The organism is Streptomyces seoulensis (assembly GCF_004328625.1).
Classification (GTDB): Bacteria; Actinomycetota; Actinomycetes; order Streptomycetales; family Streptomycetaceae; genus Streptomyces; species Streptomyces seoulensis.
Map to the genome: position 1 here is coordinate 5303674 of NZ_CP032229.1, position 26708 is coordinate 5330381.

General features: G+C 71.2%; 20 protein-coding genes. 4 read left to right on the forward strand and 16 right to left on the reverse strand.

What is annotated here, in order from left to right:
• Window positions 1-71 precede the first annotated feature (71 nt).
• Complete coding sequence (locus D0Z67_RS24340; RefSeq protein WP_031183803.1) at window positions 72-848, reverse strand: creatininase family protein; 777 nt, start codon at window positions 846-848, stop codon at window positions 72-74.
• Window positions 849-887: 39 nt separating this feature from the next.
• On the opposite strand from D0Z67_RS24340, the gene ribA reads away from it, so the two are divergent.
• Entirely contained in the window at window positions 888-1547 is a 660-nt protein-coding gene (gene ribA, locus D0Z67_RS24345) for a GTP cyclohydrolase II (RefSeq protein ID WP_031183804.1), read from the forward strand.
• 69 nt (window positions 1548-1616) lie between these two features.
• Here the strand turns inward: ribA and D0Z67_RS24350 are convergent, their stop codons facing one another.
• Window positions 1617-2840 (reverse strand): serine hydrolase domain-containing protein, encoded by a 1224-nt coding sequence (locus D0Z67_RS24350; RefSeq protein WP_031183805.1) that lies wholly within the window; start codon window positions 2838-2840, stop codon window positions 1617-1619.
• 228 nt (window positions 2841-3068) lie between these two features.
• Here D0Z67_RS24350 and D0Z67_RS24355 point away from each other — a divergent pair, with 228 nt between their 5' ends.
• Window positions 3069-3506 carry a PPOX class F420-dependent oxidoreductase gene (locus D0Z67_RS24355; protein ID WP_031183806.1) on the forward strand — a complete coding sequence of 146 codons (438 nt, stop codon included), beginning with the start codon at window positions 3069-3071 and terminating at the stop codon, window positions 3504-3506.
• On the opposite strand, the gene D0Z67_RS24360 is transcribed toward D0Z67_RS24355, so the two are convergent.
• From D0Z67_RS24360 to tkt, 8 genes are all read right to left on the reverse strand, one after another.
• A complete protein-coding gene (locus tag D0Z67_RS24360; protein ID WP_031183807.1) occupies window positions 3503-4153 on the reverse strand; it encodes a TetR/AcrR family transcriptional regulator in 651 nt (216 codons plus the stop codon). The genes D0Z67_RS24355 and D0Z67_RS24360 overlap by 4 nt on opposite strands.
• 73 nt (window positions 4154-4226) lie before the next feature.
• The gene (locus tag D0Z67_RS24365) at window positions 4227-4820 is read right to left on the reverse strand and encodes a histidine phosphatase family protein (protein ID WP_031183808.1); all 594 of its coding nucleotides are present in this window, start codon (window positions 4818-4820) and stop codon (window positions 4227-4229) included.
• Between the two features lie 6 nt (window positions 4821-4826).
• On the reverse strand, window positions 4827-5705 hold the full coding sequence (gene gnd, locus D0Z67_RS24370; RefSeq protein ID WP_031183809.1) for a phosphogluconate dehydrogenase (NAD(+)-dependent, decarboxylating): 879 nt from the start codon (window positions 5703-5705) through the stop codon (window positions 4827-4829).
• A 1-nt stretch (window position 5706) separates the two neighbouring features.
• Window positions 5707-7362: a glucose-6-phosphate isomerase gene (gene pgi, locus D0Z67_RS24375; protein ID WP_131589703.1), complete on the reverse strand. Its 1656-nt coding sequence runs from the start codon at window positions 7360-7362 to the stop codon at window positions 5707-5709.
• Entirely contained in the window at window positions 7362-8285 is a 924-nt protein-coding gene (gene opcA, locus D0Z67_RS24380; RefSeq protein WP_031183551.1) for a glucose-6-phosphate dehydrogenase assembly protein OpcA, read from the reverse strand. Before opcA ends, pgi begins: the two co-directional genes overlap by 1 nt.
• Entirely contained in the window at window positions 8282-10003 is a 1722-nt protein-coding gene (zwf, locus tag D0Z67_RS24385; RefSeq protein WP_031183552.1) for a glucose-6-phosphate dehydrogenase, read from the reverse strand. Before zwf ends, opcA begins: the two co-directional genes overlap by 4 nt.
• Window positions 10003-11145 carry a transaldolase gene (gene tal / locus D0Z67_RS24390; protein ID WP_031183553.1) on the reverse strand — a complete coding sequence of 381 codons (1143 nt, stop codon included), beginning with the start codon at window positions 11143-11145 and terminating at the stop codon, window positions 10003-10005. Before tal ends, zwf begins: the two co-directional genes overlap by 1 nt.
• 34 nt (window positions 11146-11179) lie before the next feature.
• Window positions 11180-13255 (reverse strand): transketolase, encoded by a 2076-nt coding sequence (gene tkt / locus D0Z67_RS24395; protein ID WP_031183554.1) that lies wholly within the window; start codon window positions 13253-13255, stop codon window positions 11180-11182.
• A gap of 144 nt (window positions 13256-13399) precedes the next feature.
• Here tkt and D0Z67_RS24400 point away from each other — a divergent pair, with 144 nt between their 5' ends.
• Complete coding sequence (locus D0Z67_RS24400) at window positions 13400-14305, forward strand: helix-turn-helix domain-containing protein (RefSeq protein ID WP_031183555.1); 906 nt, start codon at window positions 13400-13402, stop codon at window positions 14303-14305.
• 68 nt (window positions 14306-14373) lie between these two features.
• Here the strand turns inward: D0Z67_RS24400 and D0Z67_RS24405 are convergent, their stop codons facing one another.
• The 4 genes from D0Z67_RS24405 to D0Z67_RS24420 form a co-directional block, all read right to left on the reverse strand.
• Window positions 14374-15786, reverse strand: coding sequence for a glycoside hydrolase family 16 protein (locus D0Z67_RS24405; RefSeq protein WP_031183556.1), 1413 nt, complete (start codon window positions 15784-15786; stop codon window positions 14374-14376).
• A gap of 182 nt (window positions 15787-15968) precedes the next feature.
• Window positions 15969-16571 (reverse strand): hypothetical protein, encoded by a 603-nt coding sequence (locus D0Z67_RS24410; protein WP_031183557.1) that lies wholly within the window; start codon window positions 16569-16571, stop codon window positions 15969-15971.
• Complete coding sequence (locus D0Z67_RS24415) at window positions 16568-16915, reverse strand: hypothetical protein (protein ID WP_051888138.1); 348 nt, start codon at window positions 16913-16915, stop codon at window positions 16568-16570. Before D0Z67_RS24415 ends, D0Z67_RS24410 begins: the two co-directional genes overlap by 4 nt.
• A complete protein-coding gene (locus D0Z67_RS24420) occupies window positions 16912-21996 on the reverse strand; it encodes a wHTH domain-containing protein (protein ID WP_031183559.1) in 5085 nt (1694 codons plus the stop codon). The genes D0Z67_RS24415 and D0Z67_RS24420 overlap by 4 nt, the downstream gene beginning before the upstream one ends.
• A gap of 119 nt (window positions 21997-22115) precedes the next feature.
• Between D0Z67_RS24420 and D0Z67_RS24425 the strand changes: the two genes are divergently transcribed.
• Entirely contained in the window at window positions 22116-23453 is a 1338-nt protein-coding gene (locus tag D0Z67_RS24425; protein WP_031183560.1) for a 6-phospho-beta-glucosidase, read from the forward strand.
• A 54-nt stretch (window positions 23454-23507) separates the two neighbouring features.
• Here the strand turns inward: D0Z67_RS24425 and D0Z67_RS24430 are convergent, their stop codons facing one another.
• Together D0Z67_RS24430 and D0Z67_RS24435 are read right to left on the reverse strand one after the other, a co-directional pair.
• Window positions 23508-25193: a carbohydrate binding domain-containing protein gene (locus D0Z67_RS24430; RefSeq protein WP_031183561.1), complete on the reverse strand. Its 1686-nt coding sequence runs from the start codon at window positions 25191-25193 to the stop codon at window positions 23508-23510.
• Window positions 25194-25391: 198 nt separating this feature from the next.
• Window positions 25392-26534 (reverse strand): ATP-grasp domain-containing protein, encoded by a 1143-nt coding sequence (locus D0Z67_RS24435; RefSeq protein WP_031183562.1) that lies wholly within the window; start codon window positions 26532-26534, stop codon window positions 25392-25394.
• Between the last annotated feature and the right edge of the window lie 174 nt (window positions 26535-26708).

A 26708-nucleotide genomic window follows, 5' to 3' on the forward strand; every position in this document is an offset into this window, starting at 1 on the left:
GTGCTCAGCTTCGTCGCCGCGCTGCCCGGCGCCGTCGTCCTCGTCGTCCGCTGGGCCGGCGTCCTGCGCGGCTATCCGCGCGGAGCGGTGGGCGCCTCGGGCGAGGTCAGCAGCCGGAAGTACGGCTCGAAGTTCTCCACCAGCCCGGCCAGCAGGCCCTTCCCCTTCTCCGCCGAGGCCAGGGACGGGCGGCCGATGACGCCCGACTCGGTGTAGGCGGACATACCCGTGGTGAGCAGATGACGGCGGTCGTCGGCGGTGAAGTCGGCCGACTCGTGGCCGGGGCGGAGGAATTCGGGATGAGCGTGCAGCAGGAGGGACGCCTCGATCTCCCCGGCGTGCATGTCGGTGAGCAGCGAGGTCTCCACACCCGCCCGCTGCCGTGCCTCCTCCCAGTCCTCGGCCGCCGGGTACAGCGCCATCCGCTCGCCCCGCGCCGACGCCTCCTGCACGACGTTCCCCAGCACATAGTTCCCGCCGTGCCCGTTGACCACCACGAGCGACTCCACGCCCGAGCGGCGCAGGGAGTCCGCGATGTCACGTACGACCGCATGCAGGGTAACCGAGGAGATACTGACCGTCCCCGGCCAGGCCGCGTGCTCGTGCGAGCACGCGAGGGTCACCGGGGGAAGGAGGTGCACCGGGTACGCGGCGGCGATCTCCCGCGCCACGGCGCAGGCCACCAGCGTGTCGGTCGCCAACGGGAGGTAGGGACCGTGCTGTTCGTAGCTCCCCACGGGAAGGACGGCGACCTGACGTGACCCACCCGCCCCCCGCGCCCGTACGTCCTCGGTGGTGTCCGCGGGCATCACCCCGTAGGCCGCCGGTCGCGCGCCCGAACCACTCATGTTTCCCACGGCCTTTCGTCTCTGCTTAGGAATCAGATCATGACAGAAAACATCGGCGCCTTCGGCGGGAAGAACCCGCGTCGTTCGGGCACGGAACGCGTCGTGAACACCCCGCTGCCCACCGCGTACGGGCAGTTCCAGGCAGTCGGTTACCTGGACCACGACCGGGGTGACGAACAGGTCGCCCTGGTGCACGGGGACATCGGGACCGAGAACGTCCTGGTGCGGCTGCACTCGGAGTGCCTGACCGGGGACGCCTTCGGCTCCCAGCACTGCGAGTGCGGCGAGCAGTTGTCGGCCGCGATGCGCGCGGTGGTCGCCGAGGGCGCCGGTGTCGTCCTGTACCTGAGGGGTCACGAGGGCCGGGGCATCGGTCTGCTGGCCAAGCTGCGGGCGATGGCGCTCCAGGCGGAGGGGCTGGACACGGTCGAGGCCAACCTCGCGCTCGGTCTGCCGGTGGACGCCCGTGACTACCGGGTGGCGGCGGAGATGCTGCACGACCTGAAGGTGCGCTCGGTGCGGCTGATGTCCAACAACCCGCGCAAGCGGGAGGCGTTGACCAAGTACGGCATCGAGGTCGCCGAGCAGGTGCCGCTGCTGATCGAGCCGAGCGAGAACAACATCACGTATCTGCGCACCAAGCGCGAGCGTCTGGACCACCACCTGCCCCACCTGGACGCGGTGGCCCACGGCTCCTGAGCCCCACCTTCCCCCATGCGAGACGTCCGGTCGGCATCCCCGGCCGGACGTCTCGTTTTCCGGCCGGGTTCAGTCCGTGACCGCCTCGTGCACCAGGCGGCGCAGGTCGGGGAAGATCTTGAGGGTGCGGGGGCGTACCTGGGTCATGAACTGCACGGTCAGGTCCAGTGCCGGGGCCACCCAGAAGGCGGTGGTGGCCACGCCGGTCCAGCCGAAGGTGCCGGGCGCGGAGGGGGCCAGGGTGCGGGCGGGGTCGGTGACGACGGAGACGTTGAAGCCGAAGCCGAGGCCGTCGTTGGGGCGCTCCTGATGGGCGGGGGCGCCGAACTCGCTCAGCACGGCGCCGCCGGGGAGCTGGTTACGGGTCATCAGGGCGAGCGTGGCGGGGGAGAGCAGGCGGACGCCGTCGAGTTCGCCACCCCTCCGCAGCAGTTCCATGAAGCGGTGGTAGTCGCCCGCGCTGGAGACCAGTCCGCCGCTCGCCGACAGGAACCGGGGCCGTCCGCGCACCGGCAGCCCCGGTACCGGGGTGATGCCGCCGTCCTCGGTCTCCCCGTACAACTCGGCCAGCCGGGGCTCCTGTTCGGGGGTGAGTTGGAAGCCGGTGTCGGTCATGCCGAGCGGGCCGAGAACGCGCTCGGCGAAGAAGGCGTCCAGCGGGCGGCCCGAGACGACCTCGATGAGGCGGCCCAGCACATTGGTGCCGACGGAGTAGTTCCACCGCGTACCCGGCTCGAACTGGAGAGGCAGGGAGGCGTACACCGCGATGGTCTCGGCGAGGTCCGCGCCGGAGGGTACGGAGGACTCCAGCCCGGCCGCGCGGTAGAGGGCGTCCACCGGGTGGTCGTGGTAGAAGGCGAAGGTCAGGCCCGCCGTGTGGGTGAGCAGATGCCGGACGCGGATCGGTCCTTCGGCCGGGCGGGTGCGTACGTCGTCCCTCGAACCGCCCACGTACACCCGGGGGTTGGCGAACTCCGGCAGGTACCGGTCGATCGGGTCGTCCAGGCCGAGCAGGCCCTCCTCGGCCAGCATCAGCACCGCGACCGCCGTCACCGGCTTGGTCATGGAGTAGATCCGCCACAGGGTGTCGCTCTCCACCGGGAGCCCGGCCGCGAGGTCGCGGTGGCCGTGGGCGGTCAGATGGGCGACCCGGCCGCCACGGGCCACCGACACCAGGAAGCCGGGCAGCCGGCCCTCGTCCACGAGACCGGCCACATGCTGGTCCAGCCGGTCCAGCGCCTTCGCGTCCAGCCCCACGTCCCGCGGGGCGACTTCCTGTCGAAGCTGTGCCATGGCTCTCCTCCGCTCCTGCCGGACCCCCACACACCCGGGCCGGCCTCAGCGCTCATCGTGACGCATGATCACCATCAAGTACCCCACCCACAGCCGATCTTGTGAGCGACACGACTCGGTGTCCGAGCCGACACCGCGATCTCGCGAGGAGTGACCGACCGGGCACCCTGAGTGGTGTCCAGGGTAGGCCCGGGAATGCCGGCCAGGGCTTCATCCGTTGACGCCGATATGACTAAGGACACGACACAGGCCGCGTTGCTGGCGCTGCTTTCCGAGGGGCATGGTGGGGTGCTGGTGACGCTCAAGCGGGATGGGCGTCCGCAGATGTCCAATGTCGTTCATGCCTATGACCCGGAGGAGCGGATCATCCGGGTCTCGGTCACCGATGACCGCGCCAAGACCCGCAACCTCCGCCGGGACCCGCGTGCCTCGTACTACGTCACCAGCGCGGACCGCTGGTCGTACACCGTCGCCGAGGGCACGGCCGAGCTGTCCCCGGTGGCCGCCGACCCGTACGACGAGACGGTGGAGGAGCTGGTGCGGCTCTACCGTGAGGTGCTGGGGGAGCACGAGGACTGGGACGACTACCGTGCGTCGATGGTCCGCGACAAGCGCCTGGTGGTCCGGCTGCACGTGGACCGGGCGTACGGCGTGCCGAAGCGTTAGCGCGTGAGGTACGCCAGCACCATGTCGGCCAGCATCGTGCGGTAGTGGTCTCGGCGGGTGGGGGCGGCCAGGTCGCGGTCGAAGAGGGCGTCGAAGGTGTGGCGGCCGGCGACCCGGTAGAAGCAGAAGGCGCTGATCATGGCGTGCAGGTCGACCGCGTCCACGTCGGCCTTGAAGATGCCCTGCTCCCGCCCGGCGTCCAGCACGCGGCGGAGGGTGTCCAGGCCGGGGGAGTCGATGCGGCCGAACCGGCGGGCGGCGGCGAGGTGTTCGCCGCCGTGGATGTTCTCGATGCCGACCAGGCGGACCAGGTCCGGGTGGCGCTCGTGGTGGTCGAAGGTGACCTCGGCCAGGCGGCGGACGGCGGCGGCCGGGTCCAGGTGCTCCAGGTCCAGCAGCTCCTCGACCTCGTGCAGCGCGCCGTAGGCCCGCTCCAGCACGGCCGCGAAGAGCTGCTTCTTGCCGCCGAAGTAGTAGTAGATCATCCGCTTGGTGGTGCGGGTGCGGGCCGCTATCTCCTCCACGCGGGCGCCGTCGTACCCCGCGCGGGCGAACTCGCGGGTGGCCGCGTCGACGATGTCGGAGCGGGTACGGGCGGCGTCCGGTAACCGCCGTGCGGGGTCCACCGGTTCGTCGACGCTCGTCATCGCGTTCCTTCCGGCCGTCGGGCGGGGCTCCTCCGGTCTCCCGGTGATTCTAGGAGCCCCGCCCGCGAACGCCTCAGGGCAGCCGGTTCCACTCCGCGATCACGGGGCGCCCGTGCTCGGTGGAGAGGCGGCTCACCGTGCCGGTGGCCAGCTGGAACAGCCGTCCGTCGCCGGGCGGCAGGCCCAGCCTGCGGGCCGTCAGCACCCGCAGCACGTGTCCGTGCGCGACGAGCAGCACATCACCGTTGTCCGCGTCCAGCGCCTTCTCCGCGCGGGCCAGCACCCGGTCGACGCGCGCCCCGATCTGCTCGGGCGACTCGCCGGGATGCCCCTCGGGGCCGGGCACCGCGCCGTCGGTCCACAGGTCCCAGTCGGGCCGGGTGCGGTGGATGTCGACGGTGGTGATGCCCTCGTAGCCGCCGTAGTCCCACTCGCGCAGGTCGGGCTCGGGGTCGGTGCCGGTCAGGCCCGCCAGTTCGGCCGTGCGCCGGGCCCGGGCCAGGGGGCTCGTCAGGGTGAGTGCGAAGGTCCGGCCGGCGAGGAGCGGGGCCAGCGAACGCGCCTGCTCCTCGCCGTGCTCGGTGAGGGGCAGGTCGGTCCAGCTCGTGTGCTGGCCCGACAGGCTCCACTCCGTCTCGCCGTGGCGGACCAGCAGAAGGTCCCCCACGGCGGGTCAGCCCTTCTTCTCGACGGCGTGGCCGCCGAACTGGTTGCGCAGCGCGGCGATCATCTTCATCTGCGGCGAGTCGTCCTGGCGGGAGGCGAACCGCGCGAACAGCGAGGCGGTGATGGCCGGGAGCGGCACCGCGTTGTCGATGGCGGCCTCGACGGTCCAGCGGCCCTCGCCGGAGTCCTCCGCGTAGCCGCGCAGCCCGTCGAGGTGCTCGTCGTCGTCCAGGGCGTTGACCGCGAGGTCGAGCAGCCAGGAACGGATGACCGTGCCCTCCTGCCAGGAGCGGAAGATCTCGCGGACGTTGTCCACCGAGTTCGCCTTCTCCAGCAGCTCCCAGCCCTCGGCGTACGCCTGCATCATGGCGTACTCGATGCCGTTGTGGACCATCTTGGAGAAGTGCCCGGCACCGACGCGGCCCGCGTGGACGTACCCGTACGGCCCGTCGGGCTTGAGGGCGTCGAAGATGGGCTTCAGGCGCTCGACGTTCTCCTTGTCGCCGCCGACCATCAGGGCGTAGCCGTTCTCCAGGCCCCAGACACCGCCGGAGACGCCCGCGTCGACGAAGCCGATGCCCTTGATGCCCAGCTCGGCGGCGTGCTTCTCGTCGTCCGTCCAGCGGGAGTTGCCGCCGTCCACCACGATGTCGCCGGGGGAGAGCAGGTCCTTCAGCTCGTCGACGACGACCTGGGTGGCGGTGCCGGCGGGGACCATCACCCAGACGGTGCGCGGCGCGTCGAGCTTCTCGACCAGTTCGGCGAGGTCCTTGACGTCGGTCAGTTCCGGGTTGCGGTCGTAGCCGATGACCTGGTGGCCCGCGCGGCGGATGCGCTCGCGCATGTTGCCGCCCATCTTGCCGAGGCCGATGAGTCCGAGCTGCATGTCAGTTCACTTCCTTGAGGGAGCGGTAGGCGGCGACGAGGGCCGTGGTGGAGGGGTCGAGGCCGGGCACCTGGGCGCCTTCGGTGAGGGCGGGTTCGATGCGCTTGGCGAGCACCTTGCCCAGCTCGACGCCCCACTGGTCGAAGGAGTCGATGTTCCAGACGGCGCCCTGGACGAACACCTTGTGCTCGTAGAGGGCGATGAGCTGGCCGAGCACGGAGGGGGTGAGCTCGGGGGCCAGGATCGTGGTGGTGGGGTGGTTGCCGCGGAAGGTGCGGTGGGCCACCTGCGCCTCGGCGACGCCTTCCTCGCGGACCTCTTCCTCGGTCTTGCCGAAGGCGAGGGCCTGGGTCTGGGCGAAGAAGTTGGCCATCAACAGGTCGTGCTGGGCCTTGAGTTCGTCGCTCAGCTCGTCCACCGGACGGGCGAAGCCGATGAAGTCCGCCGGGATGAGCTTCGTCCCCTGATGGATCAACTGGTAGTACGCGTGCTGCCCGTTGGTGCCGGGCGTGCCCCAGACCACCGGGCCGGTCTGCCACTCCACCGGAGTGCCGTCCTTCTGCACGGACTTGCCGTTGGACTCCATGTCCAGCTGCTGCAAGTACGCCGTGAACTTGGACAGATAGTGGCTGTACGGCAGGACCGCGTGCGACTGCGCGTCGAAGAAGTTCCCGTACCAGATCCCCAGCAGGCCCAGCAGCAGCGGCGCGTTCTCCTCCGCCGGAGCGGTACGGAAGTGCTCGTCCACGGTGTGGAAACCGTCCAGCAGCTCCCGGAACCTCTCCGGCCCGATCGCGATCATCAGCGACAGACCGATCGCCGAGTCGAAGGAGTACCGGCCCCCGACCCAGTCCCAGAACTCGAACATGTTGTCCGCGTCGATACCGAACCCGGTGACCTTCTCCGCGTTCGTGGACAGCGCCACGAAGTGCTTCGCGACCGCCTTGTCGTCACCGAGGACGTCCAGCAGCCACTTGCGGGCCGACGTGGCGTTGGTGATCGTCTCGATCGTCGTGAACGTCTTGGACGCCACGATGAACAGCGTCTCCGCCGGGTCCAGATCACGGATCGCCTCGTGCAGGTCCGCGCCGTCCACGTTCGACACGAACCGCACCGTCAGGCCACGGTCGGTGAAGGGACGCAGCGCCTCGAACGCCATCGCCGGACCGAGGTCGGAGCCGCCGATACCGATGTTGACGATGTTCTTGATCCGCTTGTCGGTGTGACCCGTCCACTCGCCCGAGCGGACCCGGTCGGCGAAGCCGGCCATCTTGTCCAGCACCGCGTGCACGGCGGGGACGACGTTCTCCCCGTCGACCTCGATCACCGCGTCCCGAGGGGCACGCAGCGCGGTGTGCAGCACCGCGCGGTCCTCGGTCGTGTTGATCCGGTCACCACGGAACATCGCGTCCCGCTGACCGAACACATCCGTGGCGACGGCGAGTTCCTGGAGCAGGGCCAGGGTCTCGTCGGAGACCTGGTGCTTGCTGTAGTCGATGTGCAGGTCGCCCACCCGGACGACATAGCGCTCGGCCCGGCCGGGGTCGGCCGCGAACAGCTCGCGCAGGTGCGGCTGACCGCCGGCGCGGTGGTCGGCCAGGGCCGTCCACTCGGGGCGCCGGGTGAGCTTGGGGGTGTCTGACGATGCGTCGGACATCAGGCGTTCTCCTTGGGTGCCTCGCCGGTCAGGGCGATGGCGTACATCTCGTCCGCGTCGAGGCGGCGCAGCTCCTCGGCGATCAGCTCCGAGGTCGGGCGGACCTTCAGGGCCAGGGTGCGCGACGGCTGGCCCGGCAGGGTCAGCGTGGCGAGCGGGCCGTCCGGGCGGTCGATGACGATCTCGCCCTCGTCGGTGCCGAGGCGCACGGCGGTGACCACCGGGCCCTCGGAGACGACGCGGTCCACCTTGACGTGCAGCCGGGCCTCCAGCCAGCGCGCGAGCAGCTCGGCGCTGGGGTTGTCCGCCTCCGCCTCCACGGCGGCCGACGTCACCCTGACCCGCGCCTGGTCCAGCGCGGCCGCGAGCATCGAGCGCCACGGGGTGAGCCGGGTCCAGGCCAGGTCGGTGTCGCCCGGGGCGTAGGTGCGGGCACGGGTGTCCAGCACCTCCAGCGGGTTGTCCACCGCGTACAGGTCGGTGATCCGGCGCTGGGCGAGCGCGCCGAGGGAGTCCTTGGCGGGGGCCTCGGGGGCGTCCACCGGCCACCAGACGACCACGGGGGCGTCGGGCAGCAGCAGCGGCAGCACCACGGAACCCGCGTGGTCGGACACCTCGCCGTAGGTGCGCAGCACGACCGTCTCACCGGCGCCGGCCTCGGAGCCGACCCGGACCTCGGCGTCGAGCCGGGAGCCGGTGCGGTCCCGCAGGCGGGCGTGGCGCTTGATGACGACCAGGGTGCGCGAGGGGTGCTCGTGCGAGGCTTCCTCGGCCGCCTTGATGGCGTCGTAGGCGTTCTCCTCGTCCGTGACGATGACCATCGTCAGGACCATGCCCACAGCCGGGGTGCCGATGGCGCGGCGGCCCTCCACCAACGCCTTGTTGATCTTGCTTGCCGTGGTGTCGGTCAGGTCGATCTTCATGGCCTGCGCCAGCTCCGTCCGTCTCGTGCGAGCATCTCGTCCGCTTCCTCGGGTCCCCAGCTTCCGGACGCGTACTGCGCCGGAGTGCCGTGCTCGTTCCAGTAGCGCTCGATCGGGTCGAGGATCTTCCAGGACTCTTCCACTTCCTGGGTGCGCGGGAACAGGTTGGCGTCGCCGAGCAGCACGTCCAGGATGAGCCGCTCGTACGCCTCGGGGCTGGACTCGGTGAAGGACTCGCCGTACGCGAAGTCCATCGACACGTCCCGGATCTCCATCGAGGTGCCGGGCACCTTCGAGCCGAAGCGGACGGTCATGCCCTCGTCCGGCTGGACCCGGATGACGATCGCGTTCTGGCCCAGCTCCTCCGTGGCGGTGGAGTCGAACGGCGAGTGCGGGGCGCGCTTGAACACGACCGCGATCTCGGTGACGCGACGGCCCAGCCGCTTGCCGGTGCGCAGGTAGAACGGCACGCCCGCCCAGCGGCGGTTGTCGATCTCCAGCTTGATGGCGGCGTAGGTGTCGGTCTTCGACTTGGGGTCGATGCCGTCCTCTTCGAGGTAGCCGACGACCTTCTCGCCGCCCTGCCAGCCGGTGGCGTACTGGCCGCGCACGGTGTGCTCGCCCAGCTCGTCCGGGAGGCGGACCGACTTCAGGACCTTCAGCTTCTCGGTGAGCAGCGAGTCCGCGTCGAACGCGAGCGGCTCCTCCATGGCGGTGAGCGCCATGAGCTGGAGCAGGTGGTTCTGGATCACGTCACGGGCGGCGCCGATGCCGTCGTAGTAGCCCGCGCGGCCGCCGATGCCGATGTCCTCGGCCATCGTGATCTGCACGTGGTCCACGTACGAACGGTTCCAGATGGGCTCGTACATCTGGTTGGCGAACCGGAGCGCCATGATGTTCTGGACGGTCTCCTTGCCCAGGTAGTGGTCGATCCGGAACACCTGGTCCGGCTCGAACACCTCGTGCACGACCTTGTTCAGCTCGTGCGCGCTCTCCAGGTCGTGACCGAACGGCTTCTCGATGACCGCGCGGCGCCAGGAGCCCTCGGGGGCGTCCGCAAGACCGTGCTTCTTGAGCTGCCGGACGACCTTGGGGAAGAACTTCGGCGGCACCGAGAGGTAGTACGCGAAGTTGCCGCCGGTGCCCCGGGAGGCGTCCAGTTCGTCGACGGCCTCCTTGAGCTGGTCGAAGGCGGTGTCGTCGTCGAAGTCACCGGGGATGAAGCGCATGCCCTCGGCGAGCTGCTGCCAGACCTCCTCGCGGAACGGGGTCCGCGCGTGCTCCTTGACCGCGTCGTGGACGACCTGCGCGAAGTCCTGGTCCTCCCAGTCGCGGCGGGCGAAGCCCACCAGGGAGAAGCCCGGCGGCAGCAGACCGCGGTTGGCCAGGTCGTAGACGGCCGGCATCAGCTTCTTGCGGGAGAGGTCGCCGGTGACACCGAAGATGACCAGGCCGGACGGGCCCGCGATACGGGGCAGCCGGCGGTCCTGGGGGTCGCGCAGCGGGTTGTCCCACTCGGCGGCCGCCGTGACCGGGACCTGGAGCTCCTCGGCCTCGCGGACCGCGGCGGGCTTCGCCTTGGTCCGCGTCCTGCGCGCCTTGGGCTCCGCCTCGGCGGCGGCCGGCTTCGGCTGCGCCTCGGGCTCGGCCTTCGGCTGCGCCTCGGGCTCGGCCTTGGCGGTGGCCGCCGCCTTCGGCTCGCCTGACTTGCTCGTCATTACGCGTCCACTCCCTTGCTCGTCAGGGACTCGGTCACGGCGCCCAGCAGCTCCAGCCAGGCCGCCTCGAACTTGGCGACGGCCTCGTCCTCGAGCTGCTGGACGACCTCGTCGTAGGAGATGCCCAGCTTCTCCACGGCGGCGAGGTCGGCGCGGGCCTGCTCGTAGCGGCCGGTCACCGTGTCGCCGGTGATGTCACCGTGGTCGGCGGTGGCCTTGAGCGTGCCCTCGGGCATGGTGTTGACGGTGCCGGGGGCGACCAGCTCGTCCACGTACAGGGTGTCCTTGTACGCCGGGTCCTTCACGCCGGTGGAGGCCCACAGCGGGCGCTGCTTGTTGGCGGCGGCGGAGGTGAGGGCCTGCCAGCGGGCGGAGGAGAAGACATCCTCGTACGCCTCGTAGGCCAGACGGGCGTTGGCGAGGGCCGCGCGGCCCTTCAGGCCGAGGGCCTCGTCGGTGCCGATCGCGGTCAGGCGCTTGTCGATCTCGGAGTCCACGCGGGACACGAAGAAGGACGCCACCGAGTGGATCGTGGACAGGTCGAGGCCGCGCTCCTTGGCCTTCTCCAGGCCCGCCAGGTAGGCGTCCATGACGGCGCGGTAGCGCTCCAGGGAGAAGATCAGGGTCACGTTGACGCTGATGCCCAGGCCGATGACCTCGGTGATCGCCGGGAGGCCCGCCTCGGTGGCCGGGATCTTGATCATCACGTTGGGGCGGTCGACCAGCCAGAACAGCTGCTTGGCCTCGGCCACCGTGGCGACCGTGTCGTGGGCCAGACGAGGGTCGACCTCGATGGAGACCCGGCCGTCGCGGCCCTCGGTGGCGTCGTACACCCCGCGCAGCACGTCGGCCGCGTCCCGCACGTCGGCGGTCGTCATCATCCGCACGGCCTCGTCGACCGTGACACCGCGCACCGCGAGGTCGGTGAGCTGCTCCTCGTAACCCTCGCCGGAGCCGATGGCGGCCTGGAAGATCGAGGGGTTGGTGGTGACGCCGACGACGCCGCCGTCCGTCACGAGAGCGGCCAGGTCGCCCGAGGTGATCCGCTTGCGCGACAGGTCGTCCAGCCACACCGACACGCCCTCGTCGGCGAGACGCTTGAGGGCTCCGGGGGTGCTGATTGCTTCAGTCACAGTGCTCATCTTTCTTCGTCGCGTAATTCTGTGTCGCGGGGGATCAGGCGCGCGCGGCGGCCAGCGAGGCGCGGGCGGCCGTGGCGACGTTCTCGGGGGTGAAGCCGTACTCGGCGAACAGGGCGTTCGCGTCGGCGGAGGCGCCGAAGTGCTCCAGAGAGACGATGCGGCCGGCATCACCCACATAGCGGTACCAGGTGAGGCCGATGCCCGCCTCGACGGAGACGCGGGCCTTCACGGCGGCCGGCAGGACGCTCTCGCGGTAGGCGGCCGGCTGCTGGTCGAACCACTCCACGCACGGCATGGACACCACGCGCGTGCCGGTGCCCTCGGCCTCCAGGGCGTCCCGGGCGGCCATGGCGAGCTGCACCTCGGAGCCGGTCGCCATGATGATCACCTCCGGGACCTCGGTCGAGGAGTCGGCGAGCACGTAGCCGCCCTTGGCCGCGTCCTCGTTCGGAGCGTACGTCGGTACGCCCTGACGGGTGAGGGCGAGACCGTGCGGGGCCGGGTCGCTGGCGTGCCGCTTCAGGATCTCGGCCCAGGCGATCGCGGTCTCGTTGGCGTCCGCCGGGCGGACCACGTTCAGGCCCGGGATCGCGCGCAGCGAGGCCAGGTGCTCGACCGGCTGGTGGGTCGGGCCGTCCTCGCCGAGGCCGATGGAGTCGTGGGTCCACACATAGGTGACCGGGAGCTGCATCAGGGCCGACATACGGACGGCGTTGCGCATGTAGTCGGAGAACACCAGGAAGGTGCCGCCGTAGATGCGGGTGTTGCCGTGCAGCGCGATGCCGTTCATCTCCGCGGCCATGGAGAACTCACGGATACCGAAGTGGACGGTACGGCCGTACGGGTTCGCCTCGGGCAGCGGGTTGCCCTTCGGGAGGAAGGAGCTGGTCTTGTCGATCGTGGTGTTGTTGGAGCCGGCGAGGTCGGCCGAGCCGCCCCACAGCTCCGGCAGCACCGGGCCGAGCGCCTGGAGGATCTTGCCGGACGCGGCGCGGGTGGCGACGGACTTGCCCTCCTCGAACGTGGGGAGCGCGTCCTGCCAGCCCTCGGGCAGCTCGCCCTTGGAGACGCGGTCGAACAGCTCGGCGCGCTCGGGCTGGGCGGTGCGCCACTCGGCGATCTTCTTGTCCCAGGCGGCGTGCGCCTCGGCACCCCGGTCCAGGGCGCGGCGGGCGTGGCGCAGGACCTCGTCGGAGACCTCGAAGGTCTGCTCCGGGTCGAAGCCGAGGACGCGCTTGGTGGCCGCGATCTCCTCGTCGCCCAGGGCGGAGCCGTGGGACGCCTCGGTGTTCTGCGCGGTCGGCGCGGGCCAGGCGATGATCGTGCGCATGGCGATGATGGAGGGGCGGCCGGTCTCGGCCTTGGCGGCCTCCAGCGCGGCGTGCAGCGCGGGGACGTCCACGTCGCCGTCGGCGGTCGGCTCGATGCGCTGGGTGTGCCAGCCGTACGCCTCGTACCGCTTGAGGACGTCCTCGGACAGCGCGGTCGCGGTGTCGCCCTCGATGGAGATGTGGTTGTCGTCGTAGAGGAAGACGAGGTTGCCGAGCTTCTGGTGGCCGGCCAGCGAGGACGCCTCGGAGGAGACGCCCTCCTCCAGGTCGCCGTCGGAGACGATCGCCCAGATGGTGTGGTCGAAGGGGGAGGTGCCCTCGGGGGCCTCCGGGTCGAAGAGACCGCGCTCGTAGCGGGCGGCCATCGCCATGCCCACCGCGTTGGCGGCACCCTGGCCGAGCGGGCCGGTGGTGGTCTCCACACCGGCCGTGTGGCCGTACTCCGGGTGGCCGGGGGTCTTGGACCCCTGGGTGCGGAACGCCTTGAGGTCGTCCAGCTCCAGCTCGTACCCGGCGAGGAACAGCTGGGTGTAGAGGGTCAGCGAGGTGTGACCGGGGGAGAGGACGAAGCGGTCACGGCCAGTCCACTCGGGGTCGGCCGGGTCGTGCTTCATCACCTTCTGAAAGATCGTGTACGCGGCAGGCGCGAGGCTCATCGCGGTGCCGGGGTGGCCGTTGCCGACCTTCTGCACCGCATCGGCCGCGAGAAGGCGGGCCGTGTCGACGGCGCGGCGGTCGAGATCGGTCCACTCGAAGCTCTCGGGTGTCTGCGTGCTCATCTTCAAGAAGTCCTCTTCGGAAGCAGGGATATGGATCAAACGCGTTCAAACTTAAAAGTCTGACTTTTTCGCGGAAAGGTCGGGGTGTGTCAGCCTGTGGTGAATCTGGGACACCGATCGCTTGATAGGAACGGCAAATCGAACATGGCGGACAGATCGCCTCAAGGTGTGGGTCACGGCACGGACGGTGACGGGATCAGGACCTTCCCCTTCCCGACCGAGCTGGCCGTGGGCGGTGTCGGCATGCAGGTCGGCGCCATGGGTGAGGACCGCACCTGGCATGCGGATGCCCCGCTGGACCGGGTCCACCGCATCGACTTCCACGTGGTGATGCTGTTCACCGAGGGCCCGGTCCGGCACATGATCGACTTCGCCGAGTACGAGGCCGGCGCGGGGGACGTGCTCTGGATCCGCCCCGGCCAGGTGCACCGCTTCTCCCGCACCAGCCGGTACCGGGGCACCGTGCTGACCATGCAGCCCGGCTTCCTGCCCCGCTCCACCGTCGAGGCGACCGGGCTGTACCGCTACGACCTGCCGCCGCTGCTGCACCCCGACCCGGCCCAGCGCACCGCGCTGCGGGACTCCCTCGCCCAGCTCGGCCGCGAGTACGAGGACACCGCGACCCTGCCGATCAGCCTGCACACCGCCGTCCTGCGGCACAGCCTCACCGCGTTCCTGCTCCGCCTCGCCCACCTCGCGGCCAGCTCCGCCGAGGCCAACCGGAGCCAGGCGGACACCACCTTCACCCTGTTCCGGGACGCGGTGGAGCGCGGCTTCCACTCCAACCACAGCGTCAACGCCTATGCGGACGCGCTCGGTTACTCCCGTCGCACCCTCGTCCGCGCGGTCCGCGCCGCCACCGGCCAGACCCCCAAGGGCTTCATCGACAAACGCGTCGTCCTGGAGGCCAAACGCCTCCTCGCCCACACCGACATGCCCATCGGCCGCGTCGGCGCCGCCATCGGCTTCCCGGACGCGGCCAACTTCTCCAAGTTCTTCCACCTGCACACCGGATTCACCCCGGTCGGCTTCCGGGCGGAACTGAGCTGACGCCCGTCGGGAGCCACCTGCGACGGCGGCGCCGGGCCTGGTGAGCCCGGCGCCGCCGCTCGCTTTCGTCAGTGCGCGAAGCTGAACCAGTTCACGTTCACGAAGTCGGCCGGCTGGCCGCTGCTGAAGGTGAGGTAGACGTCGTGGGTGCCGGTGACGGAGCTGATGTTGGCCGGGACGGTCTGCCAGTTCTGCCAGCCGCCGGTGCCGGACAGGGCGAAACTGCCGATGGGGGCGTTGGAGCGGCTGTCGAGCCGTACCTCGACCAGGCCGCCCACCCCGGACGCCGCCCCGCCGGCGACGCGGGCCTTGAACTGGGTGGCGGGCGTCGAGCCGAAGTTGACGCCCTTGTACTGCGCCCAGTCGCCGTTGGAGACGTAGCTGAGGTTCTGGCCGCCGCCGGAGTCCGTGGTGGTCTCCGTGTTCAGGCCGGACTGGCTGTCGAAGGACTCGGCCTGGATGGTGCCGTAGGCGTCGCGGTTGCCGGTGGGCGGGGGAGTGGTGCCGCCGCCGCTGCCGGACTGGAGCACCTGGACGTAGTCGACGGTCATCGGGTGGCCCGGGTCGGTGTCGGCGTAGGGGCCGCCGCCGAAGGCACCCGGGAAGCCGCCGCCCATCGCCACGTTGAGGATGAGGAAGTAGCCGTGCTTCGTGGCGTTGTTCCAGGTCGTGGCGTCGAACTGGTTCGCCCGCACGGTGTGCAGGTTGACCCCGTCGACGTAGAAGCGGATCTCCTCGACGGAGGTCGAGCGGTCCCACTCCATCGCGTAGGTGTGGAACGCGGACTGGCAGCTGCTGCCGGGGCAGGCCACCGAATTGCCCACGCCGGTGGTCTCGTTGCACGGGCCCCCGGGGTTGGTGCCGCAGTGGAACGTGGACCAGACGGTGTTCAGGCCCTGGACGTTCTCCATGATGTCCAGCTCGCCGACGCCCGGCCAGTTCTGGTAGTTGCCCCGGTACGGCGCCCCCAGCGCCCAGAACGCCGGCCAGTAGCCCTTGGCCGCCGCGCCCGTGACGTTCGGCATCTGGATGCGCGCCTGCACCCGCAGCTTGCCGCCCGCCGGGGGCTGGAAGTCGGTGCGGTTGGTCTCGATACGGCCCGAGGTCCAGCGGCCGGAGGAGTCGCGGCGCGGGGTGATCTGGAGGTTGCCGTTGCCGTCGAGCGCGACGTTGCTGGTGCTGTTGGTCATCGTCTCGACCTCGCCGGTGCCCCAGTTGGCGGCGCCGCCCGGATAAGAAGTCCCGGTGTCGTACTGCCAGTTGGCGGTGTTCACGCCGGAGCCGGCCGAGCCGTTGAAGTCGTCCAGGAACACCTGGGTCCAGCCGGACGGCGGCGTCGGGGCCGACGCGTCGGCGGGCGCGACACCGGCCACCGCGGCCGCGGCCGCGAGCCCCAGCGTGCCTATGGCGGCGACCAGCGCCCGCCGGACAGAACGCCGGCGTCTGCCGCCGGCCGGGGAGGTGCCGGAGGTTTCACTCATGGGGGTGCCTTCCGGGGTACGGGATGGGGTGCGGGGACCCCGTGAGCCTCTTGAGAGCGCTCTCAGGGTGCGTACAAGGTGCTCCCCGCACCTGCGGCCGTCAAGGGTTGAAGCAGGGAAAGTCCGTACCAGTCCGGGGAGTTCAGTGCGTGAAGGCGCGCGTACCGGTGCGGATCGCCCGCTCAGCAGGAGGTGGCCGGAGTGATCTTCCGGACCTCCGCCCCCGGCACGACGACCTGCCGTTCGGTGCCGCCCGTGGTGCGGATCAGTGTGACCTTGTCCGGCTGGTAGGCCACCAGTTCACCGCAGAGCGGCCCGGCCGGGGTGGTCACCTTCACCAGATCGGCCGACGGTTCCTCCGACTTGGTCCAGGAGACGAACAGGGCGCCGACGACCAGGGCCACCCCGAGGGTCAGCGCGACCGCGCTGACGTACACGGCTCTCCGCACCCGGCCGATCTCCTTCAGCGTCCACTCGCGCAGCACCTGCCCGCCCAGCCGCACCCGTTCGCCCGGCCTGCCGAAGGACGCGCGCACCGCGAACAGCGAGCCGGCCAGGAGCAGCAGGAAGGCCCCGACCAGCAGCCATACGGCCACCGTCCGCCAGGGTGTCTCCAGCGCGGACAGGTCGTCGCGGCCCTTCAGCGCGGTGACGACTGTGACCAGTGCGGTGAGGCCCAGCAGGCCGTTGCGCCAGCCCTCGGCCTGCTTGCGGAGTACGTCCAGCTGTCCGAACTCCAGCTCGCGCGCCAGCTCCGCCCACCGGCGGTCCGTGCCCGCGCTCATGTCCCGCTCCCCGAGGCGGGCTTGAGCCGCCAGTAGGCTCCGCAGCCCACGAAGAGGGCGCCCTCCGGCAGCCCGTCGTGGCCGAACCCGCATTCGCAGTACAGCACTTCGTCCGCGACCACCGCCGATCGCTTCTCCGGGGGCAGTGCCTTGTCGCGCTTCCACGGCAGGCCCTTCGAGCCGACGACACCGAGCGGGAAGTCCGTCGCGCTGGTGCCGTGGCAGCGCGGGCAGGGGCCGGTCACGGTGACCGTGCTCGACACCGAGGTCAGCTGGAACTCGCTCTCGTCCCTTACACCGAGGTCGAGTTGGGCGTAGGACAGGTCGAGGTTGTGCGCGGTCATGGGACGGGCTCCTCCTCCGGCTGTGGTGCGTCGCCGTCCTTGGGGACGCGCAGGCCGAACATCGGTGCGTACAGGGTGAGCCGGTCCGTGACCCAGGCGTCGTCGGTGTCGAGTTCGCTCGCCAGGGCGGCGATCCGCTCCGCCGGCAGGGTGCCGGAGACGGCGGGGGCGCGGCCGTTCAGCCCCTCGCTGAGCAGGATGAGGTCCTGCCACAGCGGGAGTTCGTCCGGCGCCTCGGGGGCGTCGACCACGATGCCGAGCGGTTCGTAGCAGCGGAGGCGGGCGTGGACCTCGCGGACGGTGCGGCCGGCGCGGGCGGCCACGGCGACGATCTCGAAGGGGGTGAGGACGGGGGACTCGCGGGGCTTCGCGCCGGTCATGCCTTCGGAGAGGGCGAGGATCTCGTACCGGTCCGGCTTGATCTGCTGGAGGAGCCGGCGCTCCTCCCCGGTCAGCTCCGGTACCGGAGCGCCGAGTGCGCGGTAGGGGGCGAGGCGGTCCAGTACGTCGCCGATGGTCAGGAGGGAGCGGAGCGCGTACTGGGCGATGTGGAGCGGGGCCAGAGTGATCCAGTCGGCCCGGATGGTGTCGGCGCTGTCGAGCTGGAGGATGTCGGTGAGCAGCTCGGAGTCGGCCTCGGTGGGGGTGAGCGACAGAGCCTCCGCGGTCAGCACGGGCGGCTGCTTGCCGAGGTGGGGCGCGTGCCTGGTGAGCCGCTCATGACTGTCCCGGAGCGACTCCCCGAGCCCGCCCGCCGTGTAGACCAGCGTGGCCGCCGTCCACGGTACGGCCGCGTCCAGGCTGCCGACGAGCACGGCCATCCGGTCACGCGGGGAGAGGTCGACCCAGTACCGCAGCGGCTCCAGGTCCTCGGGCACCTCCATGCCGAACATGGCCAGCCGTCGCACGCGCTCGACGAAGCGGTGCCACGGTTCGAAGTCCTGATCGGAACCGAGGCCGCGGAACGCCCCGCCGGGCGCGTAGCACAGTGCCAGCAGGTCCAGCGGCACCGAACGGGTGCGCAGGGCGGGCCCGTTGTCCCCGTCGACGGTGAGCAGTTTCAGATCCGCGCGGGCGAGCGGCGGCAACGGGTCGTTCTGCTGCGGGAGTTCGGGCAGCAGGCCGGCGGACGGTCCGGCGAGACCGCTGACGGAGCGCAGCACTTCCTCCACCGTGGTCTCCTGGCTCGCCGCCAGCGCCAGCAGGGACTGGAGACTCGGATCGGGCGTTCCGCTCTCCGGCTCCCAGAAGGTACGGAAGAGTTCCCACTGCTTGTCGCTGGGCGCGGCCGGGAGCAACTGGTCCTCGGTGGGCAGCCGGTACCCGTACCGCTCCCAGTGCCGCAGCTGCTCCAGCACATCGGCGCTCGTCGTGTCCAGCCGGTCGGCGATGCGGGCGATGTGCACGGGAAGCACCTCGGCGGGCAGCCCCCGGCCGGAGTAGCCGGCCCCGTGCTCCGTCCAGCCCGCCAGCAACTCGGCGTCCCGGACCGTGGCACGGTGTTCCAGCAGCGAGTCGGGCACGTGGGGGATCGCGAGGCCGAACGGCCGGTAGCGGGAGGCGCGTTGCAACAGGGTCCCGATGCCCGATTCCCTGGACGCCGCGATGGAGAGCAGAGCCCCCACGGCGGGTTGCCGCTCGGCCCGGCCGGGCTCGGCCCAGTCGGTCATCCAGTCGATCAGATCGAGGTCCACCGGCTGGGGAACGAAGTCCAGCTCGGTGGTGCCGTCGGGCGGGACCGCCGGCACCCGCAGCTCGGGCGTCAGCAGGGCGAACCGGCGCAGGGCACGCAGCACGTGTGCCACCGTCTGCCTGGTGCGCAGGGCGTGCACCACGAGGCTGCGGACCGAACCGGCCGCGTTGTCCAGCAGGGCGTTGTCGCCGGGGCGGGGGACCGGGTGGCCGCGCAGGTCCAGCGGCAGGACGTAGGTGTCCCCCTCCGGATTCGCGGCCGGTCCGGCTCCCTGGTCCCGCAGCACGGCTCGGCGCCACGCCGTCGCGAACTGGTTCCTGGGGCTCCTGCCGTCCTCGAAGCGGCGCGGCAGCAACGCCTTGTCGTCCGGGAACCAGCCCACCTCGTCGAGCGCCACCTCGGGCCGCTGATACTCGGCCGACCGGTACACGGGCAGCGTCAGCCCCCGGCCGGCCAGCCGCTCCGCGACCGCCCCCGCCAGCCCGACGTCCTGGCTCTCCAGCTGCCACAGCCACGCCATCTCCAGCCCCTCCCAGCCCGGCAGATCGTCGGCGGCGGCGCGGACCTGTTCCCCGGCCCACTCGCGGTCCCACTCCAGCATGCTGTTGCGGTTGACGCTGAGCTGGGGGACGTGGGCGCCGGAGAGGTTGATGACATAGCCGAAGGGCGTCGCGGAGGTGACGATGCCGTCCGAGAGCACCGCGCCGTTGCCCGACACCCACCAGACCGGCCCGCGCGCGTTCAGCGGTTCGGCCGGGGCGGGCTCGTCCTCGGCGGAAGGGTGGCGCAGTCGGTCGGGCTCGCGGACGAGCGGTTCCCGGCCGTCCTCCTCCAGCGTCAGCCGGTACTCGCTGAGCCGCACCTGATGGTTCATCACCTTGCGGACGGAGAGCGCCTCGTCGTCCGCCTCGGGCTCGCAGAGCATCAGCCGGACCCGGGTGCCGCCCTCCCGCACGGGGTCGGGGTCGTTGTCGCTGTAGGGGCGGATGCGGAACAGGCCGCTGCTGCTGGAGATGTCGACGACCAGCGCCTGCCCGGCCGTGGTGCCGTTCGCGCGGACCTCGCGGGTCACCAGGGACACCTCGTCGGCGATCATGAAGTAGCTGAGCACGCCGATCCCGAACCGGCTGTACGGGTAGAGCCGCAGCTCCGGGTCCTCGGCCAGCCAGCGGGCCTGTTCCTGGCCGAAGGCGCGGGTCTGCGCGAAGCGGCGGCCGGCCCGGCTGAAGGTGTGCTCCAGGACGGACCGGCTCATCCCGACACCGTTGTCCCGGCACTCGATGTAGGCCCGGCCGAGCCGTCCGTCCGCCGTGGTCTCCCGGCCCTGGGTGATCCGGATCTCGCCCCGCCACGGGTACGGCTCGCGGTCGCTGCGGCCGAGGTACCGCCAGCGCATCGCCCGGTACCGGCAGGCGTCGGCGGCGTTCTGGTACAGCTCCCGCACCGCCAGCGAGCGGTCCCCGTACAACTGGTGGCCCATGAGGAGTTCGCGGATCTCGTCCTGCGCCAGGGTGAAGCGGAGCAGCGGGACGCTGTAGACGCGGTCCTCGGAGTTGTGCTGCCGCGCGGCCTGGAGATCGCGGGCGGTCACCCGGCCCGGCAGCCCGTCCGGCAGGGCACCTGGCTGCCGGTGCCGTGGGGAGGACAGGGCCCGCAGCACTTCGTCGGCGCGGTGTGTGACGTCCACCAGGCTTTCGTGCAGAGCGGGGTGGCGGCACACCATGTCGAGGTGCAGCCCGTCGTCCTCGCGGGTCCACCCCAGGTGCTGCTGGAGGTTGTACACCACATCGGCGGGCACGACGGGGTCCGCGACGCCCACATGGTCGGGGAGCACATCGGGGAACAGCCGTATGTCGGCGGCGAGCAGTCCGGCGACCCGTAGCTGACCGAGCAGGCCCCACCAGGGGACGGCGCCGGGGCCCTCGGCCGTCGTCAGGGTGGACGGCGAGCCGGCCAGCAGCTCGTCGTACTGGGCGGGGTCCAGCGGGTCGGTGGCGAGGAAGCGCACCGCGGCCGCCAGATGCCAGCGGAGCTGTTCGGCCTTGTGCGCCAGCTCGGGGCCGAGCAGGGCCGTGGCCAGGTGTTCGGCGAGTTCCACCCCGCCCGGATCGGGCGTCTCGGCCAGCTGCTCCGCGACCCAGCGGTGCGCCAGCCAGGCGGCGAGCGCCCGGTACTCCGCGTCCTCGCCGCGCCGCTGGTGTCCCCGGGCCTTGCGCAGCAGCTGCGGGTGGCTCTCGTGGATATTGCGCAGCTCGGTGCGCATCACCTGCACCGGGCCGTCGGTGTCCGGGGGGTCCTGGTCCAGGTCCCATGGGTCCGCCTCGGCGAGCCGGCTCAGCTTGCGTGCCCACATCGCCTCCCGCAGGAAGGGCAGCCCCGCCAGCAGCCCCTTCTCCAGCGGCGACCGGTCCTGGCCGGGCGGGAGCAAGGCGGGCAGGACCCGGCGCAGTACGCGCTCGGGCAGACCGGAGTCCTGCCAGGGGTCGGTGAAGCGGGCGCGGTCCCGGAGCACGGACACGGCACACCGGTGCGCGAACTCGGCGATCCGGTCGCGCATCGCGGAGTCCGGCCCCTCCTCGCCCACCGGCGCGCTCCAGATCTCCGCCCTCCGTACGGCCTCGGACCAGCGCAGCGGGATGTCCGTGCCGTCGCACAGCTCCGGGAAGCCCGCGAGGCCCTCGTCGTGCGGGGCCGCACTGATCACCGGTGTCTGCTGGTGGCCGCCGTGCCGGTGGGCCAGGGCGGTGGTGTGGGCCTGGGCGCGGAGGAACACCGCCTCCACCGTGCGCTCCGGGGAGAGCGGGTTCAGCGCCTCGGCCAGCGCGTGGGTGAAGTGGCTGCCCTCCTGGCCGTAGTGGCACCGCTGGCCCTTGGCGCAGCCGACGAGCAGCGCCAGTCTCCGGGAGGGGGCGTGCACGGTGGCCGCGCCGAAGCCGGCCGCGTCCTCGTCGGGCTGGTCGTCCCGGCAGGCGTCCACCACGAAGACGACGGACTCGGCCCGGCACCCGGTCAGATAGCGGGAGACGTCCAGGGGCAGCAGCGACTCGCGCATGCCGTCGGTCCACCGGCCGCCCGGCTCGGGCGCGCGGGCACTGGCGGGCACCAGATAGTCCCGGCCGTCCAGATGGATTCCGTGCCCGGTGAAGTACACCAGCAGCACCTCGCAGTCCCGCCGGGCGGCCGCCTCCAGGGCGGAGGTGACGGCGCCCTTGTCCACCGGGCGCTCCCCGTCGGGGCCGAGCGTCGTCACGCCGTAGCCGGACTCGGTCAACTGCTCGCTCATGACGGCGAGATCCCTCGTCACCACGTCCGTGAGGGAGGCGAACCTCCGCTGGGCTTCCGGCGTTTCACCGACGCCGATGAGCAGCGCGTGTCGTCTGACCGTCATCAGCCGGAGGTTAGCGTTCTTCGCCACGGTGGGGGAGCGTTTGCGTGGATCACGGCAACCGGCCGGCTCTCCGGCCCCGCATGCCATGATCGGACCAGGCGGGCCGGAAAGGGTGAGGCATGAGGCTGGCGATTCTGGGGGGCGGCGGGTTCCGCGTGCCGCTCGTGTACGGCGCGCTGCTGGGCGACCGGGGCGAGGGGCGGGTGTCCGAGGTCGTTCTGCACGACGTGGACGCCGGGCGGCTGGACGCGGTGACGCGGGTGCTGGCCGAGCAGGCGGACGGGGTGCCGGACGCGCCCGTCGTAAGGGCGACCACCGATCTGGACGACGCGCTGCGCGGGGCCGACTTCGTGTTCTCCGCGATCCGGGTCGGCGGGCTGCGCGGGCGCGCCGAGGACGAGCGGGTGGCGCTGGCCGAGGGAGTGCTCGGGCAGGAGACCGTGGGCGCGGGGGGCATCGCGTACGGGCTGCGGACCGTGCCCGTCGCCGTCGACATCGCCCGGCGGGTGGCCCGGCTGGCGCCCGACGCCTGGGTCATCAACTTCACCAACCCGGCGGGACTGGTCACCGAGGCCATGTCCCGGTACCTCGGCGACCGGGTCATCGGCATCTGCGACTCCCCGGTCGGCCTCGGCCGCCGCGTCGCCCGCGCCCTGGGCGCCGACCCGCGTGAGGCGTTCGTCGACTACGTCGGCCTCAACCACCTTGGCTGGGTACGCGGCCTGCGCATCGCCGGACGCGACGAACTCCCGCGTCTGCTGGCCGACTCGGACCGGCTCGGCTCCTTCGAGGAGGGGCGGCTGTTCGGCCCCGAGTGGCTGCGCTCCCTCGGCGCGATCCCCAACGAGTACCTGCACTACTACTACTTCAACCGCGAGACCGTACGCGCCTACCAGGAAGCCGAGTCGACCCGAGGCGCCTTCCTGCGCGACCAGCAGTCCCGGTTCTACACCGACGCGCTGCGCCCCGGCGGGTCCGCGCTGCGGGCCTGGGAGGACACCCGCGCCGAGCGCGAGGCGACGTACATGGCGGAGAACCGGGAGAGTGCCGGGGCCGGGGAGCGCGAGGAGGAGGATCTGTCCGGCGGGTACGAGCAGGTGGCGCTCGCGCTGATGCGGGCCATCGCCCGGGACGAGCGCACCACCCTGATCCTCAACGTCCGCAACCGCTCCACACTCGCCGCGCTGGACGCGGACGCGGTGATCGAGGTGCCCTGCCTGGTGGGCGCGGACGGCGCGCACCCGCTGGCCACGGACCCGCTGCCCGCCCATGCCACCGGACTGGTCTGCTCGGTCAAGGCGGTGGAGCGGGAGGTGCTGGCCGCCGTCGGGTCGGGATCGCGGGCAACAGCTGTGAAGGCGTTCGCGCTGCATCCGCTTGTTGACTCGGTCAACGTGGCCCGCAGGCTGGTCGACGGTTACACCGCCGCGCACCCCGAGCTGGCGTACCTGAAGTGAACACGGGTGAGGGGCCGCTCCGCCCAGCGGCCCCTCACACAGGTCGTACGAGGCTCAGCCGGTGAAACCGGCCGTGATCGAGGTGAACTGCCAGGTGCTCTGGTTGATGCCGGAGCAGTTGCTCACCACGCCCCCGCCGGCGCAGGGCCGGTCCCGGTTGACCGCCCAGTAGGCGAGCCGGGCGATGTGGTGCGAGTTGGACCAGTCGCGGATCTTGGTCCAGATCTCCGGTGTCGTGTTCTCCTGCTGGTCGGAGAGACCGTTCATGCCGGAGATGCCGATGTGGGAGTACGCGGTGGTGTCGTCCCAGCCGAAGGTCGACTTCAGCTTTGCCTTGAGGCCCTCGGCCGCGTTCACCGTGTTGCCGTACATGTCCGAGCCGCCGCCGAAGTCGAACGGCATGATCGTGAACACGTCGATGTCGGCGCCGATCGACTTGGCCTGCTCGATGAGCCGGTTGCCGTAGTAGGTCGGGCCGGTGGTCGTGGTGCCGAAGGTGACGATGGTCTTCAGGCCGGGGTTGTTCGCCTTGACCGTCTTCAGCGCGGTGAGGATCTTCGCCTGGACGGCCTCGTTCTCGAACTCGTCCGTGTTCTCGATGTCCATGTCGATCGATTTCAGCGAGTAGGCGTCGATCACCTTCTGGATCGCGCCGGCCAGCGCGCTCGCCGAGGAGCAGTTGGCGCCGAGCTTGCTGCCCTGCCAGCCGCCGAACGACGGCACGATGTCACCGCCCGCCGAGCGGATCTGGTTGATCGCGGTCTGGTCCGCCCCGCCGGTCAGCGGCCGGCTGCCGTCCCACGACGGGGTGCAGCCGCCGGAGTCCAGCACGAACGCCATGGTGAACCACTTCACCCCGGTCGCGTTCATCACCGTCGCCGGGTTCGGCGGGTCGCCCCAGCCCTCGTAAAGGTACGGCGCGGCCTGCTTGAAGCCGGTGCCGCCGCCCGAGCCCGCGTTCGTCGTGACCGAGACCGCGTTGGAGGCGCCGGAGGTGTTCCCGGCCGCGTCCCGCGCCTTCACGGTGAAGGTGTACGCGGTGCTCGGCGAGAGCCCGCTGACCGTGGCCGTCGTACCGGAGACGCTGAGCACCTGGTTGGAGCCGCTGTAGATGTCGTACGCGGTGACGCCGACGTTGTCGGTGGCCGCGTTCCACTTCAGCGAGACGCTGTCGGCGGTCTTGCCGGTCGAGGTGAGGCCGCTCGGCGTGCTCGGCGCCTGGGTGTCACCGCTGCCCCCGCCGCCGGGCCCGTCCAGGCTGATGTCGTCCGCCTGGTAGGAGCCCTGCGCGTACCAGCCGTGCACGTACACCTTGGCGCTGGTCTGCGAGGCGCCGGTGGTGAACGAGAGGCTGAGCCGGCTGTACGCCGAGGGGGACGAGGTCCAGGTCGATGCGCCGCCGTCCACCCCGAGGTAGACGTAGGAGCCGCGGACCCAGCCGCTGAGGGTGTACGTCGTGTTCGGCTTCACCGCGACGGTCTGCGCACACTGGGCGGTGTCGCTCGAACTCACCGCGCCCTGAAGCGCCTTGGAGCCGCCGTGCACGGGGGAGGAGACGACCGAGCCGAGGTTGCCGGAACAGGTCCACGGGGACAGGCCCCCCGACTCGAAGCCGGGGTTGGTGAGCACGTTGGCGGCCTCGGCGGTGCCCGGCAGGGCGACGGCCCCGCCGAGTGCCAGGGCGCCGGTGCCGACCAGGGCGAGAAGCCGGCGTCTGGGACGCCCGAGAAGGTGTCGCACGCGATCTCCCTGATGGTATGGGGACGTTCGGGAGTGCACCGGGGTGCGGGAAGTGCGGGACGAGCCTGCGGAGAGTGCGTCCCCCAAAGTGGTATGGACCAATCCAACTGTCAAGGGACAGCGCGGGATTGGTCCATACCGGGATGATGACGGGGTGCCGCGACGGGCTGCCGCGGACGGGGCGGGCCGGGGAGGGCCCTACAGCGGCAGCGCGGCTCCGGCTCCGGCCACGGCGGCCGACGCGGCGAGCGGGGCGGTGGCCGCGGGCAGGCGGACCGCCGCCTCCTCGGAGCCCTCGGGCTCCTGATCCGTGAAGGTCGGCGGGCCCAGCGGGCGCGGCCCGGAGACCACCGCGTAGTCCTGGCCCAGGAACGGCGGCTCGACCCTGCCGGGGTCCTCGCCCAGCGCCAACTGTACAGCGGCCCAAGGGGCGTTGACCCCGCACAACGAGAGCTGGTGCAGCCCGCCCGCCGCCCGCGTGTTGACGTCCAGCAGCACCGGCCGGTCGCCCAGCATGCGGAACTGGATGTTGGACAGATAGTGCAGCCCGAAGCCCTCCGCGATCAGCCGGGCCGGCTCCAGCCAGCGCTCGTCCAGCGTGAAGCCCCGACGCCGGCCGTTCTTGGTGCGGCCCACCATCAGCCGGACCCGGTTGTCCGGACCGGTCAGGCAGTCCACCGACACCTCCGGCTGCTCCAGCCTCGGCATCACCAGCAGGTCCACCTGCTCCTCGGCCTCCCGCAGCGCCGACACGGCGAGGTCGAGCTGCACGTACGGGCTCGGGAAGCCGCTCAGCTGCGCCAGCGAGAAGGGCGAACGGGTGATCATGCGGAAGCCGACCCCGCCCGCGCCGGAGGCGGGCTTGAAGCACGCGCGGTGACCGGCCGCCTCCAACTCCTCAACGGCAGAGAGGAGTTCGTCCGCCGTGCGGACCCGGAACCACGGCGGCACCGGCACGCCCACCGAGCGGACCGCCTCGTACGCGGTCACCTTGTCCTCGAACACCGCCACCGCCTCGGGCGTCGGCGCCAGCAGGGCCGTACCCGCTGCGGCGAAGTCGGCGCGGTGCGCCACGATCGCCGACTGGTGCAGCCGGGGCACGAAGACATCGATGCCACGCCGGGCGCACTGGTCGAGCGCGTACTCGACGTACCCGGCCGGGGACAGCCCCTCCGGCTCCAGCGCGGCGGTGTCGGCGGCGGCCAGCACGGGGGAGTCCGGGTCGCCGTGCGTCGCGTGGATCTCCACCGCGCGGTCGCTCGGGTTTCTCCGGAGCTGATCCATGAAGAACACGTTCTCCGCGTACGTGCGGTTGAGCCAGACGCGTACGCGAGAGACCATGCGGGCCGCCTTTCGGGGGTTTTCGGGCAGGACTCAGCGGTCCGCGCCCGGACAGGAGGAAGGAAGGGTCACCAAACCGCCCTGGGAAAAGGGGCGTTGGGCGGTGAGTGATGGGGCGATCATACGGCCTGCGCGGAGTGGTTCGTGCAACGCGCGTGTTACGGATTCGCCGGG

Excerpts from the sequence above, each read along its gene's own strand:
- gnd (WP_031183809.1), bottom strand. The coding sequence starts at position 5,705 with ATGCAGCTCGGACTCATCGGCCTCGGCAAGATGGGCGGCAACATGCGC.
- D0Z67_RS24360 (WP_031183807.1), bottom strand. The coding sequence starts at position 4,153 with ATGACGAGCGTCGACGAACCGGTGGACCCCGCACGGCGGTTACCGGAC.
- D0Z67_RS24355 (WP_031183806.1), top strand. The coding sequence starts at position 3,069 with ATGACTAAGGACACGACACAGGCCGCGTTGCTGGCGCTGCTTTCCGAG.
- D0Z67_RS24425 (WP_031183560.1), top strand. The coding sequence starts at position 22,116 with ATGAGGCTGGCGATTCTGGGGGGCGGCGGGTTCCGCGTGCCGCTCGTG.
- D0Z67_RS24340 (WP_031183803.1), bottom strand. The coding sequence starts at position 848 with ATGAGTGGTTCGGGCGCGCGACCGGCGGCCTACGGGGTGATGCCCGCG.
- tal (WP_031183553.1), bottom strand. The coding sequence starts at position 11,145 with ATGAGCACTGTGACTGAAGCAATCAGCACCCCCGGAGCCCTCAAGCGT.
- pgi (WP_131589703.1), bottom strand. The coding sequence starts at position 7,362 with ATGTCCGACGCATCGTCAGACACCCCCAAGCTCACCCGGCGCCCCGAG.
- D0Z67_RS24420 (WP_031183559.1), bottom strand. The coding sequence starts at position 21,996 with ATGACGGTCAGACGACACGCGCTGCTCATCGGCGTCGGTGAAACGCCG.
- D0Z67_RS24400 (WP_031183555.1), top strand. The coding sequence starts at position 13,400 with ATGGCGGACAGATCGCCTCAAGGTGTGGGTCACGGCACGGACGGTGAC.
- D0Z67_RS24410 (WP_031183557.1), bottom strand. The coding sequence starts at position 16,571 with ATGAGCGCGGGCACGGACCGCCGGTGGGCGGAGCTGGCGCGCGAGCTG.
- opcA (WP_031183551.1), bottom strand. The coding sequence starts at position 8,285 with ATGAAGATCGACCTGACCGACACCACGGCAAGCAAGATCAACAAGGCG.
- D0Z67_RS24350 (WP_031183805.1), bottom strand. The coding sequence starts at position 2,840 with ATGGCACAGCTTCGACAGGAAGTCGCCCCGCGGGACGTGGGGCTGGAC.
- D0Z67_RS24435 (WP_031183562.1), bottom strand. The coding sequence starts at position 26,534 with ATGGTCTCTCGCGTACGCGTCTGGCTCAACCGCACGTACGCGGAGAAC.
- zwf (WP_031183552.1), bottom strand. The coding sequence starts at position 10,003 with ATGACGAGCAAGTCAGGCGAGCCGAAGGCGGCGGCCACCGCCAAGGCC.
- D0Z67_RS24415 (WP_051888138.1), bottom strand. The coding sequence starts at position 16,915 with ATGACCGCGCACAACCTCGACCTGTCCTACGCCCAACTCGACCTCGGT.
- ribA (WP_031183804.1), top strand. The coding sequence starts at position 888 with ATGACAGAAAACATCGGCGCCTTCGGCGGGAAGAACCCGCGTCGTTCG.
- D0Z67_RS24405 (WP_031183556.1), bottom strand. The coding sequence starts at position 15,786 with ATGAGTGAAACCTCCGGCACCTCCCCGGCCGGCGGCAGACGCCGGCGT.
- tkt (WP_031183554.1), bottom strand. The coding sequence starts at position 13,255 with ATGAGCACGCAGACACCCGAGAGCTTCGAGTGGACCGATCTCGACCGC.